Origin of the sequence: Polaribacter sp. KT 15, assembly GCF_900143115.1 — a bacterium.
Classification (GTDB): domain Bacteria; phylum Bacteroidota; class Bacteroidia; order Flavobacteriales; family Flavobacteriaceae; genus Polaribacter; species Polaribacter marinaquae.
Genome location: NZ_LT670850.1, coordinates 268304 through 289745, shown reverse-complemented (window position 1 = coordinate 289745; position 21442 = coordinate 268304). Strand labels below are relative to the sequence as shown.

At 29.4% G+C, this 21442-nt stretch carries 17 protein-coding genes; 9 read left to right on the top strand and 8 right to left on the bottom strand.

Features of this window, described 5'->3' with window-relative positions; genetic code table 11:
* Position 1: 1 nt before the first annotated feature.
* The 3 genes from B5464_RS01385 to B5464_RS01375 are packed head-to-tail and all read left to right on the top strand — an operon-like array spanning position 2 to position 3148.
* Positions 2 to 847: a hypothetical protein gene (locus tag B5464_RS01385; protein ID WP_079736894.1), complete on the top strand. Its 846-nt coding sequence runs from the start codon at positions 2 to 4 to the stop codon at positions 845 to 847.
* Positions 813 to 2195 carry a peptidylprolyl isomerase gene (locus B5464_RS01380; protein WP_079736893.1) on the top strand — a complete coding sequence of 461 codons (1383 nt, stop codon included), beginning with the start codon at positions 813 to 815 and terminating at the stop codon, positions 2193 to 2195. The genes B5464_RS01385 and B5464_RS01380 overlap by 35 nt, the downstream gene beginning before the upstream one ends.
* Positions 2195 to 3148 (top strand): MoxR family ATPase, encoded by a 954-nt coding sequence (locus B5464_RS01375; protein ID WP_079736892.1) that lies wholly within the window; start codon positions 2195 to 2197, stop codon positions 3146 to 3148. Before B5464_RS01380 ends, B5464_RS01375 begins: the two co-directional genes overlap by 1 nt.
* A 2-nt stretch (positions 3149 to 3150) precedes the next feature.
* On the opposite strand, the gene B5464_RS01370 is transcribed toward B5464_RS01375, so the two are convergent.
* From B5464_RS01370 to B5464_RS01360, 3 genes are read right to left on the bottom strand one after another with little or no spacing between them, the layout of a single operon-like run.
* A complete protein-coding gene (locus B5464_RS01370; RefSeq protein ID WP_079736891.1) occupies positions 3151 to 3711 on the bottom strand; it encodes an RsmD family RNA methyltransferase in 561 nt (186 codons plus the stop codon).
* Positions 3708 to 4502: a DUF3822 family protein gene (locus B5464_RS01365; protein WP_231963625.1), complete on the bottom strand. Its 795-nt coding sequence runs from the start codon at positions 4500 to 4502 to the stop codon at positions 3708 to 3710. The genes B5464_RS01370 and B5464_RS01365 overlap by 4 nt, the downstream gene beginning before the upstream one ends.
* A gap of 10 nt (positions 4503 to 4512) precedes the next feature.
* Positions 4513 to 5244 (bottom strand): hypothetical protein, encoded by a 732-nt coding sequence (locus B5464_RS01360; RefSeq protein ID WP_079736890.1) that lies wholly within the window; start codon positions 5242 to 5244, stop codon positions 4513 to 4515.
* Between the two features lie 105 nt (positions 5245 to 5349).
* On the opposite strand from B5464_RS01360, the gene B5464_RS01355 reads away from it, so the two are divergent.
* Positions 5350 to 6774 carry an ATP-dependent RecD-like DNA helicase gene (locus tag B5464_RS01355; RefSeq protein ID WP_079736889.1) on the top strand — a complete coding sequence of 475 codons (1425 nt, stop codon included), beginning with the start codon at positions 5350 to 5352 and terminating at the stop codon, positions 6772 to 6774.
* A 1-nt stretch (position 6775) separates the two neighbouring features.
* On the opposite strand, the gene B5464_RS01350 is transcribed toward B5464_RS01355, so the two are convergent.
* Positions 6776 to 7726 (bottom strand): lipid A deacylase LpxR family protein, encoded by a 951-nt coding sequence (locus tag B5464_RS01350; protein WP_079736888.1) that lies wholly within the window; start codon positions 7724 to 7726, stop codon positions 6776 to 6778.
* 93 nt (positions 7727 to 7819) lie between these two features.
* On the opposite strand from B5464_RS01350, the gene ppk2 (B5464_RS01345) reads away from it, so the two are divergent.
* Both ppk2 (B5464_RS01345) and ppk2 (B5464_RS01340) read left to right on the top strand, forming a co-directional pair.
* Entirely contained in the window at positions 7820 to 8674 is an 855-nt protein-coding gene (ppk2, locus tag B5464_RS01345) for a polyphosphate kinase 2 (RefSeq protein WP_079736887.1), read from the top strand.
* Between the two features lie 4 nt (positions 8675 to 8678).
* Positions 8679 to 9464, top strand: a complete 786-nt coding sequence (gene ppk2, locus B5464_RS01340; RefSeq protein WP_077809652.1) for a polyphosphate kinase 2 — start codon at positions 8679 to 8681, stop codon at positions 9462 to 9464.
* Here the strand turns inward: ppk2 (B5464_RS01340) and B5464_RS01335 are convergent.
* A complete protein-coding gene (locus B5464_RS01335; RefSeq protein WP_079736886.1) occupies positions 9461 to 10093 on the bottom strand; it encodes a hypothetical protein in 633 nt (210 codons plus the stop codon). The two genes, ppk2 (B5464_RS01340) and B5464_RS01335, sit on opposite strands and share 4 nt — an antisense overlap.
* A 54-nt stretch (positions 10094 to 10147) precedes the next feature.
* Here B5464_RS01335 and B5464_RS01330 point away from each other — a divergent pair, with 54 nt between their 5' ends.
* Positions 10148 to 10702, top strand: a complete 555-nt coding sequence (locus tag B5464_RS01330; protein ID WP_079738947.1) for a Smr/MutS family protein — start codon at positions 10148 to 10150, stop codon at positions 10700 to 10702.
* A gap of 14 nt (positions 10703 to 10716) precedes the next feature.
* Positions 10717 to 11853 (top strand): cysteine desulfurase family protein, encoded by a 1137-nt coding sequence (locus B5464_RS01325; RefSeq protein WP_079736885.1) that lies wholly within the window; start codon positions 10717 to 10719, stop codon positions 11851 to 11853.
* A 43-nt stretch (positions 11854 to 11896) separates the two neighbouring features.
* On the opposite strand, the gene B5464_RS01320 is transcribed toward B5464_RS01325, so the two are convergent.
* The 3 genes from B5464_RS01320 to B5464_RS01310 all read right to left on the bottom strand — a co-directional run bounded on the left by B5464_RS01320 (position 11897) and on the right by B5464_RS01310 (position 21042).
* Positions 11897 to 17185, bottom strand: coding sequence for an MBG domain-containing protein (locus B5464_RS01320; RefSeq protein WP_079736884.1), 5289 nt, complete (start codon positions 17183 to 17185; stop codon positions 11897 to 11899).
* A 139-nt stretch (positions 17186 to 17324) separates the two neighbouring features.
* Positions 17325 to 19211: a membrane protein insertase YidC gene (gene yidC, locus B5464_RS01315; protein WP_079736883.1), complete on the bottom strand. Its 1887-nt coding sequence runs from the start codon at positions 19209 to 19211 to the stop codon at positions 17325 to 17327.
* A 217-nt stretch (positions 19212 to 19428) separates the two neighbouring features.
* Entirely contained in the window at positions 19429 to 21042 is a 1614-nt protein-coding gene (locus tag B5464_RS01310) for a CTP synthase (protein WP_079738946.1), read from the bottom strand.
* Positions 21043 to 21272: 230 nt separating this feature from the next.
* Between B5464_RS01310 and rpmH the strand changes: the two genes are divergently transcribed.
* The gene (gene rpmH / locus B5464_RS01305) at positions 21273 to 21434 is read left to right on the top strand and encodes a 50S ribosomal protein L34 (protein WP_077809647.1); all 162 of its coding nucleotides are present in this window, start codon (positions 21273 to 21275) and stop codon (positions 21432 to 21434) included.
* Positions 21435 to 21442: the final 8 nt, after the last annotated feature.

Below are 21442 nucleotides of genomic sequence, written 5' to 3'. Positions count from 1 at the left end.
AATGAGAATTGTATTTGTTATTTTTTGCGCTTTTTTATTTACCTCTTGTCAGTATTTCGAAATGCAAGAAAAAGAAGAACACTCTTCTGAAATTGTTGCCATTGTAAATACAGAAAAACTATTTAAAGAAGATTTAAAAGATCTTTTACCTAGAAATATTACTAAAGAAGATAGTTTAATTTTAGTTAAAAGTTTAATACAAGACTGGGCTGTAAAAATGTTATTTTTAAAAGCTGCAGAAACCAATAATTCATCAGAATCTTTAGATAATATTAATAAATTAGTACAAGATTATAGAGAAAGTTTATTAATAAATAATTACAAAGAAGATTTAATTAAACAAAAGTTAGATACTTTAGTAACCGAACAAGAGATAGAAGAATATTATTTGGCTAATAATGAGAACTTTAAATTGAACGAGGTTTTAGTAAAATCTAAATATTTAAATTTTGACAATAATATAAAAGATCAAAAAGAGATTATAGAATTATTTAAATCTGATGATATTGAAGATGCAGAAGAGTTAGAAAGACAGCAATTAAGCTTTAAAATGTATCAACTAAACGACTCTGTTTGGACAGAATTGGATAAGATTTTGTTAAAACTACCGTTTTCTAAAGAAAATCTGTTAAAAAAATCAAAATTCATTAAAAAACAAGATTCTTTAGGTTTATATTTGGTGGCTATAAAAGACGTATTAAATAGAAATGATATAGCGCCATTAAGCTATATTAAGCCAACAATAAAAGAAATGATTTTACACAAGCGTAAAATCGAGTTAATAAGAGAGATTGAAAAACTAATAGTAAAAGATGCCACAAAAAACAATAATTTCAAAATATACTAAAATCTTAATTACAGCTGTATTATTTGCAGTAACATCATTACAATTAAATGCACAAAAAGTTAAAATAGACGGTGTAGCAGTAGTAATTGGTAAAAATATTGTTTTAGATTCTGATATTGCAAAATTTAAGCAAGAAGTAGAATTTAAAAGTGAAGGGAAAATTAAAATTTCTGATTGTGAAATGTTAGAAGAGTTAATGGAACAAAAATTACTTTCTCATCATGCAGTTATAGATAGTATTACTGTTGTAGATACAGAGGTTAACTCAAAAGTAGACAGAAGTATACAGTTTTTTGCACAAGAATATGGTTCTATAGACAAAGCAATTGCTGCTTATGGGTTTAATGATTTAGACGATTTAAAAAGTGAACTGTTTAATGTTCAGAAAGAAAATGCGCTAATAGAAAGAGAACAGCAAAAAATTACAGAAAAAGTAGATGTTACACCAGAAGAGGTACGTTTGTACTTTAACGGTTTAAAAGAAAAAGGAGACTTACCAGAATTTACTGCAGAGATAGAATTGGCTCAAATAGTTTTAAATGCAGAACCTACCGAAGAAGAAAATAACAAAGTAATTGCCCAATTAAACGAAATTAGAACAGAAATTTTAAACGGTGCTAGTTTTAGAATGAAAGCAATTATTAATTCTAAAGATCCTGGTGTTACGCAAGACGGAGGAAGAATACAGGTTACTAAAGAAGCTAACTTAATTAAAGAGTTTAAAGAAGTTTCTTTTTCATTAGAAAAAAATGAAATTTCAGAGCCATTTAAAACACTTTTTGGTTATCATATTATTCAGGTTCACGAAATTAAAGGAAATACAAGAGTTGTATCTCATATTTTATTACAACCAGAAATACCAGAATCTAGGTTAACAGAAACTAGATTAAAAGTAGAAGAAATTAAAAATGATATTAAAGCAGGTAAATTAACTTTTGAAGAAGCTGTAAAAAAGTTTTCTGATGATAAAGATTCTAAAAACAACGGAGGAGTAATTATTAACGGTTATACAGGCGAAACTAAATTTGATTTAACAAGAATGGATCCTGCAATGTATGCGAGAGTTAATGATTTAAAGAAAGGTGAATTTACAGACGTTTTTTATGATGAAGCTAGAGGAGGAGAGAAGATGTATAAGTTTATCTTAATGAAAGATAGAACAGATACGCACACAGCAGATCTTGTAGATGATTATGTTAAAATACAAGCACTTGCTTTAAAGAAAAAGAAAGAAGAGGTAATAGAGAAGTGGTCTAATAATAAAATTAAAGACACTTATATTAAATTATCATCAGATTACAAGAGTTGTACTTTTAATAAAAATTGGAAAAAAGAAACAGGTAAATAATGTCAGACGTTAAAGCGGTAAATAACCTAGTACAAAAGTTTGAAACTTTAAAAAAAGAAATTGGTAAAGTAATTATCGGTCAAAAAGAAGCAGTAGATTTTACACTATTGTCTGTTTTTTGTGGAGGTCATTCTTTGTTAATAGGTGTGCCCGGTTTAGCAAAAACATTATTAGTTAATACTGTTTCAGATGCTTTAGGTTTAAATTTTAAAAGAATACAGTTTACGCCAGATTTAATGCCTTCGGATATTTTAGGAAGTGAAATTCTTGATGAAAACAGGCAATTTAAATTTATTAAAGGTCCTATTTTTTCTAATATTATTTTAGCAGATGAGATAAATAGAACTCCGCCTAAAACACAAGCAGCTTTATTAGAAGCAATGCAAGAACGTTCTGTAACCGTTTCTGGTACACATTATAAATTAGATTTACCGTTTTTTGTTTTGGCAACACAAAACCCAATTGAACAAGAAGGAACTTATCCTTTACCAGAAGCGCAATTAGATAGGTTTATGTTTTCTATTAATTTAGAATATCCAAGTTTTGAAGAAGAGGTACAAGTAGTAAAAAGTACAACAAGTAACTTAAAAGAAACTATCAACGCTATTTTTACTGGTGATGAAATTGTTGAAATTCAGAAATTAATTAGAAAAATTCCTGTTGCAGATAATGTTATAGAATATGCTGTTGGTTTGGTTGGTAAAACAAGACCAAAAGCTTCAGCTGCTACAGAAATGGTAAAAAGCTATTTAGATTGGGGTGCAGGACCAAGAGCTTCTCAGAACTTAATTTTAGCTGCTAAAGCTCATGCTGCAGTTAATGGTAAATATTCACCAGATATTGAAGATGTAAAAGCTGTTGCAATTCCTATTTTATCGCATAGAATTGTTAAGAATTATAAAGCAGAAGCAGAAGGTGTTTCTATTGCAGATATTATCAACTCTTTGTTGTAATATTATTCTTCTTCATCTTCTTTAGCCGGATTTTCAAAAAAGCTAAAAACGTTACCGCCATATCTTTTATCATAGCTATGCTTTGCGTGTTTTGATAAATCTGTATGCTTAGAATGTTCTACAATTAAAACTCCGTCTTCATTTAAAATACCTCTTTCAAAAACTAAATCTACAATTTTTAAGAATTGATCTTCTTCAAAATCGTAAGGTGGATCAGCAAAAACTACATCAGAAGTTAAATTTGTTTTTTCTAAGAATTTATAAACGTCACTTTTGTAGGTGTTAATATCTAAATCTAAGGCTTTAGCAGTAGAATTTATAAACTTTATACAACCAAAGTGTGCATCTATTGCATAAATGGTTTTAGTACCTCTAGAAGCAAATTCGTAACTAATATTTCCTGTGCCGGCAAACAAATCTATCACAGAAATAGCATCAAAATAATAGGTGTTGTTTAAGATGTTAAATAAAGATTCTTTAGCCATATCTGTAGTAGGTCTAACAGGTAGGTTTTTTGGCGCTGATAAGCGTCTTGATTTTAATTTACCAGAAATAATTCTCATGAGCCTAAAAGTATATAGTTTGAGTGTTTCGGAATTTTTAATTCATTAAAAATAGCTTTTTCACTTTCTAAAAAGTAGATGTTTTTAATGTATTTATAGGTTAATTTATAAATAGCAGTATCTAAGGTTATATTACCTGTAAAATACAACGGAAACTCTAAAGTGTCTAAGTTTAATTGTTCTGCAATAAATAAGATGTAATATATAAAATCTTCTTTAGAGTTGTAAGAAAATGTATTAAAAAGTAGCAATTGCTTATTCTCGATAACCACAATGTCTAAAGTTGTTTTACCAACATTTACATACATTGTTTTATTATTAGATTTATTTGCTTTTAATAACTTTTCAATTAAAACCGTACTGTAATGCTTGTATTCGAATTCGCCAAAATTTTGAAATAAATAGTTATTGATGTTCACATAAGGAACGTAAACGTTTTTGGTTTTAAGTACATCGATACTATCAAAACTTATAAAATCTGTAACTAACGTTTTTATATTGTAATTTAAATAAGTAGATAGTTCATTTTCATCAAAAAATTGATCTGGTACTAAAGCTGCTAAATTATTCTGATGAATAACTGTTACAGAAGTGAAATCGTTTTGAAGCTTTGTGTCTTTTTTAAATATTTCTTCAATTTTAAGAAGTAAGTTTTCTGGTGTATTTAAAGTTGTTTCAAACTCGTATTCACAAAAATATACTTCTTTATTTAAGCTATTATTATAGATACAAAAAGAAAATCCATCCAAATTAAATTGGATGGATAATCTATTATCTTTTAATGTTTTCAAAGAAATACTACTATTCTTTTTTATCACCTTTTTTGTCATATGATGGAGGCCAGTTACCTGCTGTAGTTACTTCGTCTAAAGAACCAACAGAAACATATTCTCCTTTAATTTGATCAGCAGCAATTACTTCTAATTCTTGCTTAACTAAAGATTCGTTCATACCTTCTAATAAAGCTTTTTTAGGAGTTTTTGCCATAAAAGTAGGTACAACTAAACCTTGTACTTTTTCTACAGTTCCTACTTCCAATTCAAACTCAGTTCCTTTTAAGCCAGGTACACTAAACATTGTTTTGTAATCTCTATCTTTAAAGTATTTTAATACAGGTTCGTAACCAATTGTATCTGTAACTCTTCTTTCTACTTCATCTGTAATACCACCACCTTTATTAACAGTTTCTACAATTGTTTTTGTATTTGTTAAAGCTAATTTAGCAGTATCTATAAATTTGATTAAAGCGTTTTTATCTTTTGTATAATTACCGTTTGCTTCGTAATATTTTACTTCTGCATCTCTAATCATCTTAAGATTATCTACAACTTTAGCATATCTTGTAATCTTATCTTTGTTAAAGTTAATTGGCTCCATAATACCGTTGTATATTTTAAAGCCTAAAAATACTGCTAAGAATAAAAGTAAAATAGATGGAATCCATCTTAACTTTAGAGGTAAATATTTAACTATAACAATAGCTATAATTACTGCAGCTAAAACCGCAGCTAAAATCATTCCTAATAATCCCATTTTTAATGTTTTTTTTTAATAGTCCTATCGCAAATCTACAATTTTTTTTCAATGATAAAAATTTTTATTTATAAATCGACGTATCTTTGTTATTTTAATTAATATATGATAGAATTACCTGCAGATTTTAACAAAGAATTGTTAAAGAAATTCCCACATCAACCAACAATAAAACAAAAAGAACTTTTAAATTTACTAAGCAGTTTTATTTTCAATAAAGATAAAAATGCTCTTTTTTTGCTTAAAGGATATGCAGGAACAGGTAAAACAACTACAATTGGTACCTTTGTAAATTCTTTATGGGCGGCAGGCAAAAAAGCGGTTTTACTTGCACCAACTGGTAGAGCAGCCAAAGTTATTTCTCTTTATTCTAAGAAACCAGCTTTTACAATTCATAAGAAAATATATTTTCCTAAAAAACAATCAAACGGTTCTGTGGCTTTTGTTTTGCAACCTAATAAACATAAACATACTATTTTTATTGTTGATGAAGCTTCGATGATACCAGATAGTAGACAGAACCAAAAGTTATTTGATACAAGTTCACTTCTAGACGATTTAATATCTTATGTGTATTCTGGTGATAATTGTAAACTTATTTTTATTGGTGATACTGCACAATTACCTCCGGTTAAATTAGATGTTTCACCTGCTTTAGAACAAGATACTCTAACATATGATTTTGACAAGCAAGTAACAGAAATAGAATTAGACGAGGTAATGCGTCAACATGAAAATTCTGGAATTTTAGCAAACGCAACATCTTTGAGATTGTTGTTAAGAAACGAAGGTGATAATTTTCAGTTTGATTTAGATTTTGTAGATATAAAAAGGTTAGAAGATGGTTATGATATTGAAGATGCTATTGTTACTTCTTATGAAAGTAGTGGAGTAGAAGATACTGCTTTTATTGTACGTTCTAACAAAAGGGCAAACCAATACAATCAACAAATAAGATATAATATTAGAGGTCAAGAAAACGAAATTTCTGCTGGAGATTATATAATGATTGTTAAGAATAATTATTATTGGTTGCCAGATTCTTCTAAAGCAGGTTTTATTGCAAACGGAGATATTTGCGAAGTTTTAAAAATTTTTTCTATTAAAGAATTATACGGATTTAAGTTTGCTGAAGTAGAAATTAGAATGATTGATTATCCGGATATGCATCCTTTTGAAACGGTGTTGTTGTTGGATACACTTGTAAGTGAAAGTCCATCCTTAACTTATGATGAATCTAATAAATTGTATCAAGCGGTTTTAGAAGATTATGCTCATGAAAAATCGAAATACAAGCAATTTATGTCTGTAAAAAAGAATAAGTATTTTAATGCGCTACAAGTTAAATTTTCTTATGCGATGACATGCCATAAATCTCAAGGAGGTCAATGGAAAACTGTTTTTATAGAACAACCATATTTGCCAGATGGAGTTTCTAAAGAATATTTTAGATGGCTTTACACGGCAATTACCAGAGCACAAGAAAAATTATATCTTATCGGTTTTAAAGACGAATTTTTTATTGAATAATTTATTTTATAAGGTAATTAATGTTTATTGAACCGTATTTGTGGCCATTATCAAATTTTAATCCTTTAGATTTATTTGTATTGTAATTAAACGTATAACCAAAATTAAATCTGTTCGCAGTAAATTTAAAACCAGCTTCAATTCTAAAAACAACAGGAACAAGTTCGTTTGTAATCTCGCTACCGTTATTTAAAAAACTCCCTTCTAGAGTTGCGTCATAAAAAGCATATCTTATGGTTGGTTTTATAAAAATAAAAGCTTCTGATTCTCTGTAGAAAGAAGAGTTTTTATTATTTAAATTTGTGTTAAAAGCTATAGAATTTGCAAAATCTTGCAAGGGTTTAAAACCTATTCTAGTATATAATCCTGTAGAAATATTTGTATATACTGTACCTAATTTTGCAGAATTTACCCAAGTTAAATCTAGATGATTGCTTTCATCTTTACTAATAAACCTATTATAATCAGTATTAAAATTTAAACCTAATGCGCTTTTAATCTGGTATTTCCAACCTTCAGCCTCTTTAAAACCGTACATATTATGTATAAAGTTTTGCATTTCCATAGCGTATGCATCAGGACCAATAATACCTAATTGAAAGGTAGTTTTAAAGTTTTGTTTGTTTTTATAAATTCTATTGATACTAAATGCACCAAATAAATAACCAGCAAATGGTCTATCATGCTCGTCGATGTTTTTTGTGTTTGCTTTGGCAGGTGTAAACATTTGGTGACCAATTTTCCATTCAATAATTTTTTTATTTAAAGAACTATTGGTTTTTTTAGAAAGATATTTAAAAGATAAAAACATACCGTTGGTATAATATCTATCATCATAAGTAGATGTATATAAATCGTTATCTGTAATAAAACTAATTTCTTTAGAATATTTCTTTTGAGAAAAGCAAATAATAGAGCAAAATAAGAATAAAAAAAGTACTTTCTTTTTCATAGAAAACAAATATAGAACAACTTGTTTAAATTCATGTTTATTTAACTTTATTTAGAAAAAAAAGTAATATTTTTAATCTTCGAAAAATTATATATGAGTACAAGCAAAAATTTTACTTCAGAAGACTTTGAAAACCTAAAAAGTAACGAAGACCTTTTAGAACTTATTAAAGAAAAAAGTAGTTTATACAAAAAAGTACTTAAAACTCATGTTTATACAGAAGAACTACGTCTTTTACAAATAGAATTGGTAAAATTACAACGTTGGATTTCTAAAGAAAATAAACGTGTTGCTATTATTTTTGAAGGTAGAGATGCTGCAGGAAAAGGAGGTAATATTAGACGATTTATGGAACATTTAAATCCGAGATCGAGTAGGTTAGTAGCTTTAAATAAACCAACAGAAGTAGAAAAAGGACAATGGTATTTTCAAAGATATATTAAAGAATTACCCAACCCTGGTGAAATCGTTTTTTTTGATAGAAGTTGGTATAACAGAGCTGTTGTAGAGCCTGTAATGGGTTTTTGTACAGACAAACAATACAAAGAGTTTTTGGTTCAGGTGCCAGAGTTTGAACATATGATGTATGAAGATGGCGTAATAATTATAAAATTTTGGTTGTCTATAACTAAAGATGAACAACTAAAAAGGTTCGAAGAACGTAAAGAAAATCCTTTAAAAAGATGGAAATTTAGTCCGGTAGATAAACAAGGACAAGCTTTGTGGGATAAATACACGCATTATAAGTCGGAAATGTTTTCTAAAACGCATACAGCATATAGCCCTTGGATGATGATTAAAACCAACGATAAGCAAGTGGCAAGGTTAGAAGCTATAAGACATGTTATTTCTCAGTTCGATTATGAAGGAAAAACTTCAAAAATATCTCTAACTCCAGACCCAAATGTTGTAATGCGTTATTACAGGTCTAATACCAATATAGATTAAGACTATGGATAAAAAACTTACACAAAAGCAATTAAATAAGTTAACAACTAAAAAAGGTTTTCTAGCTCTTTTATCTAAAGACCCGTTAAGTACAGAGAAGAGTTTACGTTATGTAGATTATCAGAAAAAGTTAAAAAAATTACAGGTAGAATTAATTCGTTTACAAACGTGGGCAATTAATAATAACGAACGTATTATAATTGTTTTTCAAGGAAGAGATGCTGCCGGAAAAGGAGGTGCTATTCGAAGATTAACAGAACGAATAAACCCTAGACACATGCGAATTGTGGCTTTACCTAAACCAACAGAAGATGAAAAAACGCAATGGTATTTTCAGCGTTATGTAGAACAATTACCTAAAGCTGGTGAAATTGTTTTTTTTGATAGAAGTTGGTACAATAGGGCTGTTGTAGAACCTGTAAACGGATTCTGTACTGCAGAAGAGTACGAGATTTTTATGAATCAGGTAAACGATTTTGAAAAAATGATTTTAGAATCTGGAATTCATTTGGTTAAAATTTATATGTCTATTTCTAAAAAAGAACAAGCTAAACGATTTGCAGACATTAAAAGTAATCCATTAAAACAATGGAAAATGACCAAGTTAGACGAGAAAGCCCAATTACTATGGGATCAATATACTGTTTATAAAAAGGCGATGTTTCAAAGAACCAATACAGCAATTTCTCCTTGGAAAGTTATTAGAGCAAATAGAAAAACAGAAGCGAGAATTAATGTTATAAATCACGTTCTTAACAGTATTCCTTATGATAAAGATTTAGAAATTTAAAGACTAAAATTTTTAATAGCATTAAATAAATAATATACTTCTGCAGCAATTTCTTCATTAGTTTCTAAATATGTTTTTGTTTGCTCAGAAGTTCCGTCAGAAAATTTCGGATCTACAAAAGGTAAATGAAACCTTTCTATTGCAGTTGGTATAAACGGACAATTTTTATCAGCATCATTACAAGTTGTTATCACAAAATAGGGTTCTTTATTAATTTCGTGATCGTAACGTTTAGAAAAGCCTAATATTGATTTTTTACAACCTAGAAAAGAGATTAAATATTTCGGATTTTGATGAGAGAAATCTTTTACATTAAAATCGAAACCAGCAGATTGTAATGTTTTTACAGAGTTTCTGTTAAAAGATGTAACTTCTGTTCCACCAGAAAAAGCACTGATATTTAGTGTAAAGTAATTAGCAGCAAAATAAGACCAAATTTGTGCTATTTGACTTCTTCTAGAGTTGTGTGTGCAAATAAAATTTATGTTTGCAGCGCCATTATCAATATAAAACTTTGCAATTTTTTCAGAAATCTTAGTAAGTATTTCTTTTCTCTCATCTTGAAGTATAATTTTTTTTGAAGAGAGTTTAAAGAAGTTTTCTGTAGAAACGGCAAAAGTTTTAGACATATGCTTATTTTTGTAGTAAAGTTAGTAGCTTATATCTTTAAATTAATTAAAATAATGTTAAGAAAGGGTTTAGAAATTGGTAATACTGTTGCAGTTTTAGACGATGTTTTAAAAGGTAAAGTGGTTGCAATTGATAACAACTTAATTTCTATAGAATCTTTAGATGGCATGCTTTTTAAATTTGATGAAAAAGAATTGGTTAAAATTGAAGTAGAGCAACATGAGTTGTCTAAATTTTCTGATATAAATAATAACTTTTTAAAAGAAAAAACTACAGAGGTTAAGAAGAAAAACAGTTTTTTTAAGAAACAAAAGCAAGAATTTTTAATGGAAATAGATTTGCATATTAATAAGCTAACTAAGTCTGTAAAAGGTTTAGATAACTACGATATGTTAAATTTACAGTTAGATACTGCAAAAAGAAAATTAGAATTTGCAATTCATAAAAGAATATCTAAAATTGTTTTTATACACGGAGTAGGTGAAGGGGTTTTAAAATCTGAACTGCATTCACTTTTAAATAAATACCCAGTTAAATATTACGATGCTTCATATAAACAATATGGTTTAGGTGCCACAGAGGTTTATATTTTTCAAAACTCAATCTAATAAAAAAAATTAGTATGAATACTATTTATTTAGACAATGCAGCTACCACGCAAATGCATCCAGAAGTTATAGAAGTTATGCAAAATTCTATGGCAACAAATTTTGGTAATCCATCTTCAATTCATCAATTTGGTAGAAAAGCAAAATCGAGTGTAGAAACTGCTAGAAAAAATATTGCGAAGCAATTTCATGTGTCTGCTGCAGAAATAATTTTTACGTCAAGTGGCACAGAAGCAGATAATTTAATATTAAATAATGCTGTTTTAAATTTAGGTGTTACTAGAATTATAACCTCTAAGATAGAACATCACGCTGTTTTAAATACATGTAAATTTCTAAGTGAAAAATATGATATTTCATTAGAATTTGTTCTTGTTAAAGATAATGGAGATATCGATTTAGAGCATTTAGAAACGCTTTTAAAATCATCAGAAGAAAAAACATTAGTTAGTTTAATGATGATTAATAATGAAATAGGAAATGTATTACCCATAAAAAAGGTTGCTGATTTATGTAAAAGTCATAATTCACTTTTTCATTCGGATACTGTGCAAGCGATTGGTAATTATAAACTAGATTTATCTGATATTAATATTGATTTTCTTGTAGGAAGTGCTCATAAATTTCATGGACCAAAAGGCGTAGGTTTTGCTTTTTTTAGAAAAGGATTTGGTATTACACCAATGCTTCATGGAGGGGAACAAGAAAAAGGTGCTAGATCTAGCACAGAAAATGTACATGCTATTTTGGGTATGGAAAAAGCATTAAATATTTCGCACGCAACAATTGAAAAGAATAAAAATTACATCGAAATTCTAAAGGTTTATTTTATTTCTGAATTAAAAAAAATATCAAAAGAAATAAAGTTTAATGGTAATTCAAGTAATTTAGATAGTAGTAGTGCTACTATTTTAAGTGTTCGTTTTCCTGTTAAAAACGATATGCTTTTATTTAGTTTAGACTTATTAGGAATTGCTGTTTCTGGTGGAAGTGCTTGCCAGAGTGGAAGTAATAAAGGTTCGCACGTACTTTCTGAAATTTTATTTGACGGTGAAGAAGATAAAACTTCTGTCCGATTTTCATTCTCTAGAAATAATACGATTGAAGAATTAGATTTTGCACTTACTAAAATTAAAGACTTTATAAAATAAAAAAAAAGAGAATCTTAAAGATTCTCTTTTTAATAAAAAAACACTAGTTGATTAGTATTTTTTTGGAAACATCACCTCTATTAGTTTTAATCTTTATAATGTAAATTGCTTTAGACAGATTTTTTACATCTAAGGTTTTCTTGTTTTCGTTGTTCAAACTCCAAGTATTTATTTCTTGACCTAGTATAGAGTATAAATTAACTTTACTCATTTCTAAGCCGTTTAATAATTCGATATTAATGTTTTTATCTGTTTTGTTGTAAAATATATTAAAGTCGTTTGTTAGAATATTGTCTTCTGTACTTAATACAACACTTTCTTTAAAAGCTAAGAAAAATCTATCAGTATATTCCCCTTTAGGTAAATTAAACTTTACTTTACCTTCTTTTAAATTGTATGTTTTGTTTTCTAATTTATCTAAAATGTATAAATCAGAATTATCAAAGTTGATTTCATCTATTTCAAGACTAATTTCATCATCTTGACCAATTATTATTTCTAAAGGTACTTCTAGATCTTCAGTAATATTCTGAATTCCTGTAATTGCGTATTTCTCATTATTATCAGAAAATTTCCAATAGAAATCTGTATTATTTACATCAAACGTAAAACTATCATAACCTTTATCATATTTAAAAGAGTTATTGTATTTAAAAGAAATACCAATTTGTCTGTGCAATTCAGTACCAGTTTGCCCTGTGTAATTCATTCCTAATTTTAGAATAGGTAATTTTTTTCTAGTAGCAGTTACTTTCTTTTTATGTTTAATGTTAGATTTAAAAAATGTAGACTGCGCTCCTTCAACAATATTTTCTCTTTGGCTGTTATTAAAAACAATTGGTCCTCCGTCTTGGTCTCCGCTTACAAAGAAACCTTGTCCTACAGCAATGTATTCTAAAGGTTCGCTATATGCTGAATTAGCATTTAAACCAGCGGTTGGTTGGCAGGTAATTTCTCCGTCATCGTCTTTTAAATTAATACTATCAATATATAAATTAAAAATACTTAAAGATTCTATTGTAAAATCGCTATTCACCTGAATACAATCTGTAATTGTAAAATCGGTATAAACAGTAGAAGCAGGTAATGTGTATTCTGCAGTGTTTGTTTCGTTAATCTTAACTCTTATTAAAGCAGGTGTATTAGATTTATAATTAATTGTTAAACCATCAACAGCTCTTGATAACCTATTAAATTCTACATATTCATTTAAAGCATTTAATAAAACTACATTATTTCCTCCATCATTTGTTGCAGTTCCTGTAGTTATAGCATCAATAGCCTCCATATTAAAATCAAAAGGACCTGAAATTGAAGGTGCATTTGCAGCTAATCCCATCGCCAAATTCTTTGTTGCATAACCACCAATATAACCATTAAAAGAATGTCCGGCTTGTGTAGTTGATGCATCTTCTTCACCGGCGTGTTGCCAAAAATACAAGGTACTTGTTGTTGAGTCTTCGTTATCTTCTAAAAATTTTGATGAGCTTATTGCAGAAGGATAAGGGTTACCAACTAAATAAGATTGATTTCCGCCAACAGCAGTATTTAAATTACCATCGTTTGGTGTACCGGTAAATGTATAATTTTGTTGTGTACCAGGTCCTTTTAAAGTAAATCCATCTGTAACAGGTATAGATCCTGTACTTTTTTTCTGACTCCAACTAGACCTTTTCCCATCTGCACTCGCATAAGTATAAATCCAATATTCTGAAATTTTAATTGGACTAGAAACTTCACCATCATAACCACCTACAAAGTTTATATCTACAATATTAGATGTAGCAGAAGTGGCAGATGTTCCGTCTTTTAAAACATCAGCAATGGTAAAAGATGTTCCTCCAACCGGAGAACTCATATAGTTGTATCTAAATTTACTTGGCGTAGGCGAGTTTTGATCTATTAATAATTTTCCGGCACCAGTTACTCTTGAAGTAGTTTCATGAGTTTGTATTAATTGAGAGTTTCCAATCAATCTAATTTCACTATTTGCATTACCTAATGTTATATCTTCAGATACAACTAATAGGTTATTATCAATAGACAATTTATTACCAGAATTAACTGTTAATTGTCTTGCTTTTAAAATTCCTGAATGAGTATAATCTTGATTTATAACAACTCTTCTGGTTCTATCAGGATACCCGTTAGACCAAGTACCACCTGTTAAAATTGTAGGATTTACTCTGTGTACACCTAATCTTAAGTTAGATTCTGTATTTGCAGATGTAATTTCAGATATAACAGGATCATGAGGATGTCTTTCTGGACCACCTAAATCTTTATCTCTATAAGGATCTAAATCTTCATTTACATAAACAATCCATTCTGTATTTGTAAAATCTTTATTTGTAGAAAGAATCTCATCACTTCTTACATAGATTTTATCATTTTCAAGATTAATTGCGCTTTCGTACCTGTTTTTCCAATCATTTAAACCTGTAGCTATGCTTTTTGGATGGGATAAAACTAAAATATCGTTCTCACCAATGATAGAAGTAATTCCATCATTAATAATACCGGTGTAACTTGAAGTTGTATTGTTAATTATAATTGACTCTCCTGGGGCAAGTGCTGTTGGAACAGTAAATAAACTGTTAGGTGCCACAGAGGTTTGTGGGCCTGTTTTGTTTTCAAATAAAGACAATTCGATAGTGTTGGCTAAAATACTATTTGTAGGATGTATGTTTGTGATTTCTATAACTCTACTAGTTCCTTCTAAATAAAATTGAGTAATCATTGGCGTACCCGAAAGATGTGTATCTCTATAATCTACATCTCCAATAGTAGTTGCATCGTTATCAATATCTGGTAGTGTATTTGGATCATCAATACTTGCATTTACATCTAAATAGTCATCTGCAGGATATAAAGAATTATCCAATCCGTTTTCTCCAACAGTACCATTTGTAACTCCGTCATTATCTGTATCGATAGTATAACCAACTTCAAATGTATCAAAAAGTGAGTCGTTATCAGAATCTAAATCTGTAAAGTCGGCATTGTCAATTCCGTCTGTATTTACAGGTATTAATCCTGTTCCGTAAGCTGTATCTAAACCATTAACTGTATAAACATAATTTGGTGCTATATAGTCTAAAGTAGTTTGAGCTTCGATGTTGTCTGGTATTCCATCGTTATCAGAATCAATATCTCTTTCGTTTGGTATGCCATCTCCATCAACATCTAAACCATCAGATAGACAGCTAATATCCTCTGTACTATAAACAAAGTTATCCATACCATGTAAATCAACAAAAGACCCAGAAACAGTACCATTTAAAACTTTATGAACAATAGAAACTTCGCTAACTTTTGTAGATGATATAAAACCAATTGTAGATTCTATATTTTGACCAACAACCATGGTTCCTCTACTAATATTATTTCCGTCAAAAATATTAACAGTTGCAATTGCATCATCACCAATAAAACCACTCTCGAAATAAGCGATTAGTTTTGAGTCAGCAAAAACTTCATATCGGACTAAAAGGTCTGCTGGATCTTGTGTTGTATCTAAAATATCTACTAAATCGAAACTAAATGCATGTACAGCTGTATTAAAGTCGATATCTATTGAATATACTTCACCAACAGTTAAATTAATTGAAGGTTTAATATAAAGTGCATCTCCAGAAGTTCCTGATCTAAATGAAGCTCCGGTAGTTTCTCTAAATTCATTTCTACGACCTGTTGTATTTGCGTTTGTAGTATATGATAAAGACCCATTTGCAAATGTAGCAGCACTAGAAGCTGCATTATCTTGACCACCAACAGTAGAGAATACAAAGTCATTTGCATTATTTAAAACGGTTAGGTTTAAACCTTTTGCATAGGCTCCTTTTTCAAAACCAGATTCTTTATATCCGTTACCATTGTTTGCATTTCCACCAATAACATACATGTCATAACCTTCGTCTGAGTATTTTATTCTATCAGATTCTGGTTCTGCAGCACCAGCAATTATACAGCTTTCATCTACATTTAATATTCCATCGTTATCTAAATCTACGTCGATGTCATCTGCATAACCGTCTCCATCTGTATCCTTTGAACCAATAGAAAATATAGCAGAAATAAATGTAATATCATATTTAGGATTATTAACATTTAAGATACTTCCCTGATTGATATTGTAATTTCCAACTGCCTCACCAGCATCTCTATCTAAAGAACCAACTAAGGTATCACCACTGTCTAAAGCACCTGAAGTTATTTGATATGTAAATGAAGGATCTGCATCACCAAATTCTTTTGAGCTTGCATCCGCAGTAATTGTAATTGGTATTCTTGGTGTAGAACCAGATCCTGTCGTACTAATTACAATAACATTATCAATCGCAGCATCCGAACTCCAAAAAGTACCTGCTCCAACAATTCCTTCAAATCTTAATACAACGTTTTGGCCATCGTAGGCAGAAAGGTCGGTAACGTTGTTGTTCCAAACATTCCCTTTATTTCCAGTTTCAGAAAAAATAGGAGTAGAAAAACTTGCACCTCCGTTTGTACTTACTCTAAGGTTTAAAGTTCCCATGGAGTTTGTAGCAGTAGAATACATGTGATAATCAAAACTTATTTGATTATTTGCTGTGTTAGTAAAGTCAAAAGTTCTGTCTAAATACGCTTTATCTCCAGTTGATCTTGGGTTTGATGCTTCAATAAATAAAAATCTAGTACCATTAGAACCACCATTTTGTGGGCCTGTTCCATTTGATGGTGTAGTATTGTTTCCGTTAGACCAATCAAATTCATCTCCATTTCCCTGAGTCCAACCATTTAAAGAGCCGTCTTCAAAACTTTGCTGAGTAATTGAAGTGCTTGAAGTGTTAAATATTTCAAGTGAAATTGAGTTTATAGTTCCTCCGTCTTGGTTAGTATCATCTGTAACTCTTAAAGTCCAATTACCTTTGGCATCTTCATCATTAAAATCTGATAATGAACCTTCTGGTCTGTATGTTCCTGCAATTGTAGAATTTGATGTAGGCAGTATATTGGCAGAAGTGTCGTCAAAAATTACATTGTAATTATCACCATCTCCTCCATTGTCTGTACTAAGCTCTACAGTTGTTCCTTCAGGAGAAGTTAAGAAAATATCTAAATCATTATTCCATGTATGCGTTATGTCTAAAGAAACATGAATATCTGATATATTAAAATTAACCGGTACATTTATAGTTGTATTATATGTAGCTGCACCACCTGGTGTTGGATCAATTGTTGTGTTTGGTGTTACTGTAAAGGTTGCAGATGTCTGTGCATTACCATATAATGAAATAAATAGCAATAATATAAATGGCATAGATAGCCAATTACTTTTAGATTTAGGGGTCATAAAGTATTGTTTTAGGGGTTAAGAAAGTGGTTTAATGCACTTTAATAGTTTACAAATATATTGTTTTTTTTTTAGATACCAATTTGATGTAAAAAAAAACCGAAACTTTGATGTTTCGGTTTTTAAATTTATAAAGAATTTATTTTCTTTTTTGTTGTGCTTGCTGCTCTTGCGCCTGTTTCATAGCTTCGTCTATTCTTTGTCTAAACTTGCTTTTTTTCTTTTCTGGACGCTTTTTATTTTCTTCTATTTTAGCATGAATTTTTTCTTCATCAATTACAAAGTTTTTAATTACTAACATGATTGCAATTGTTAAAAGGTTTGATATAAAGTAATACAAACTTAAACTACTTGCATAATTGTTAAAGAAAAATAACATCATAATAGGAGAGAAGTAAATCATATACTTCATCATCTTACTCATATCTGGCATTCCTTCTTGAGTAGGTGCTTGCATATTTGCTTGCTGACTTTGATTCATTTTCATGTAAAAGAAAATTGCAACAGATGCCAATATTGGAAATAAACTTACATGATCTCCATAAAAAGGAATACTAAAAGGTAATTTGAAAACAGTATCATAAGAAGATAAATCATTTGCCCATAAAAAGCTTTCTTGTCTTAAAGATAAGTTTGTTGGAAAAAATTTAAACAAAGCGAAAAAGACTGGCATTTGTAAAAGTGCGGGTATACAACCAGACATCATGCTTACTCCGGCTTTTCTTTGAATTGCCATGGTTTCCTGTTGACGCTTCATTGCGTTTTCTTTACCAGGATATTTCTCGTTTAGTGCAGTTAATTCTGGTCTAATTACCTTCATTTTTGCACTTGATAAATAAGATTTGTAAACCAGAGGAGACATTATAATTCTAACAACAATTGTCATTAAAATAATAATTAATCCGTAGTTAGATAAAAATCCTTTTAAGAAATTGAATACAGGATAAAATATTGTTCTGTTTAAAAAACCGAAGATTCCCCAACCTAAATCAGAAATTTGATCTAAATCTGTATCAGCATACTTATCGCTACTTAAAAGATTATAATCACTTGGTCCGTAGAACCATTTCATATTATAATTTAGTTCTCCGTTAGATAATTCTAAAGGTGTTTTTAGCTCGAATTTTTTAGTAAATACAGTATCAATTTCCTCATTTAAAACTAAATCGGTAGAAGTAATTGTAGCGTTATTAAATGGTTTTTCTGATAATAAGTTAGAGGTAAAAAAGTGTTGTTTATAAGCAACCCAATCTACATCGTTTAAAATTTCTGATTTACCAGCACTAATGTCATCAACTTCATCTTCTGCCTTGTAGTAGAAGTTTGTATACATTGTATTTTCTGTCTTGATACTTTTTTCATTTCTAAATCCTTTTAAAGACCAATCTAAATTTATTGGATTAGAAGAGTTTATAACATTACCCAAGCCTTGAGATCGAACAGAAAAATTAACCATATAATTATCTGGTTCCATTTCATATCTATACTCTAAAAATTTTGTTTCAGAAACTTTTAGTTTCATAGAAACAATTTGATTATCTCCGTTTTTGGTAACAGTTGGTTCAAAAAATAAATCTTTAGTATTTAAAATTCTATTGTCTGTAGTACCAAAATTAATATTGAATGATGCATTTTTTTCTTTGATTAAATATAAAGGCAAAGAATCGTAGGTTTTGTAATTCTTAACTAAAGCCTCTTTAATTTGACCACCTTTATTATCAATAGTTAATTTAACAACCTCATTTTCTAATACAGAAACTCCAGAAGTAGCATTCATTGCGCTTTGTGCAAACGCACCCAATTCATTTTTTAAAGCTATTTGCTTTAAAGAATCATTTTGATAAGCAGTTTCTTTAACTAAAGAGTTATTAGTGTTAGAAGATTCTGTTGAATTAACCACACTTGTTTGTGTAGAATTATCAGTTTCTTCAATTGCTGGTTTTTGTGTGCTCATCCACCAGAAAACGATACCACCCAATAAGATTAATCCAATAAAAGAATTTAAGTCGAATTTTTTTTGTTCCATTATGTTATTTTAAATGTCAATTTGTCATTTCTACTTTACTTAAAAAAAGTAAAAGCCGACAAATGTAGCAAAACTGAATATAATTTAATAGATTTTACTACTGTTATTGTTACTATATTAAATAGTTCAAATAGTGTTCCTAAAATTAGGTTGTCATTTTATATATAAGAGAATGGTTTTCTAAATTGTAATAATTACTTTTTAGAAAACCATTTTATTATTTTTTAGATTGTTTTAAAGAAGCCTTTATAAAATCTACAAACAAAGGATGTGGCTTTAAAACGGTACTTTTATATTCTGGATGATATTGTACACCAACAAACCAATCGTGCGTTGGTATTTCTACAACTTCTACTAAACCGGTTTTTGGGTTTATACCTGTTGCTTTCATTCCGGCAGCTTCAATTTGTTCTAAATAATCATTATTAAATTCGAATCTGTGTCTGTGGCGTTCGCTAATTAATTCTGATTTATAAGCTTTAAATATTTTAGAATCTTTTTTAAGTTCACAATCCCAAGCACCTAGACGCATTGTACCACCTTTTTCGGTAACATCTTTCTGGCTTTCCATTAAGTTGATAACTGGATGTTTTGTGCTTTTGTTCATTTCTGTAGAACTTGCATTATCTAAGCCTAAGATATTTCTAGAGTATTCAATAACTGCCATTTGCATTCCTAAACAAATTCCGAAGAAAGGAATATTATTTTCTCTAGCATATTTTACAGCTCTAATTTTTCCTTCGATACCTCGATCACCAAAACCTGGTGCAACTAAAATACCATTAACACCTTGTAATTTTTTTTCAGCATTTTTAGGAGTTAAGCTTTCTGAATGTACCCAACGAACTTTTACTTTTGTTTCATTAGAAGAACCAGCATGAATAAATGCTTCTGTAATCGATTTATAAGAATCGTGTAATTCTACATATTTACCAATTAAAGCAATTTCTACTTCGTGTTGCGGGTTTTTATGTTTCTGCACAAATTCATTCCAAGTTTTTAATGCAGGTTCTTTTTTAGAAGTAAGTTTTAATTTATTTAAAACTACCGTATCTAAACCTTGTTCTAGCATTAAATTTGGTACATCATAAATTGTTTCTGCATCTATAGATTGTATAACATCTTCCTTTTTAACATTACAAAATAAAGCAAGTTTACGTTTTATGTCATCAGAAATATCATGTTCTGTTCTACAAACTAAAATATCTGGACTTACACCACTTTGCATTAACATTTTTACAGAGTGTTGTGTAGGTTTTGTCTTTAATTCTCCGGCAGCAGCTAAATAAGGCACTAATGTTAAATGTATAACAATGGCATTTTCTTGGCCTTTTTCCCATAACATTTGGCGCACAGATTCTACATAAGGTAGAGATTCTATATCACCAACAGTTCCTCCAATTTCTGTAATTACAATATCAAAATCGCCTGTTTCACCTAAAAGCTGAATTCTACGTTTTATTTCATCAGTAATATGAGGAATTACTTGTACCGTTTTTCCTAGAAATTCTCCTTTACGTTCTTTATTAATTACAGATTGATAAATTCTACCTGTAGTTACATTATTAGCTTGAGAAGTTGGTATGTTTAAATAACGTTCATAATGTCCAAGATCTAAATCTGTTTCTGCACCATCATCTGTAACATAACATTCGCCATGTTCATAAGGGTTTAAAGTTCCTGGATCTATATTAATGTATGGATCTAATTTTTGAATGGTTACAGAAAAGCCTCTTTCTTGTAATAATTTTGCTAAAGATGCTGCTATAATTCCTTTTCCAAGGGATGAAGTTACGCCTCCTGTTACAAAAACGTATTTAGTGTTACTCATGGTGTTGTTAGGTTTAGGCAAAAGTACTAACTCTAAAAATTCTGTCAAATAAAAAAGGTAAAAACATTTATAAATTTTATATTTTTGAACCGGGAAAAAATATTTTTAATTTTTTTACAATTTGTGTTTGTCAAAAATAAAAACAGTTGTATATTTGCCCACGCTTTAAAAGAGGTAAAAATCTTTAAGCAACAGTAAAGTAATCAAGAAGATATTTAAAAATACATATAATGCCGAAAAGAACTTACCAGCCATCGAAAAGAAAGAGAAGAAACAAACACGGTTTCAGAGAAAGAATGGCTTCTGCTAATGGAAGAAAAGTTTTAGCTAGAAGAAGAGCTAAAGGAAGAAAGAAAATTTCTGTATCTTCAGAATTCAGACCAAAAAGATAATATAATGA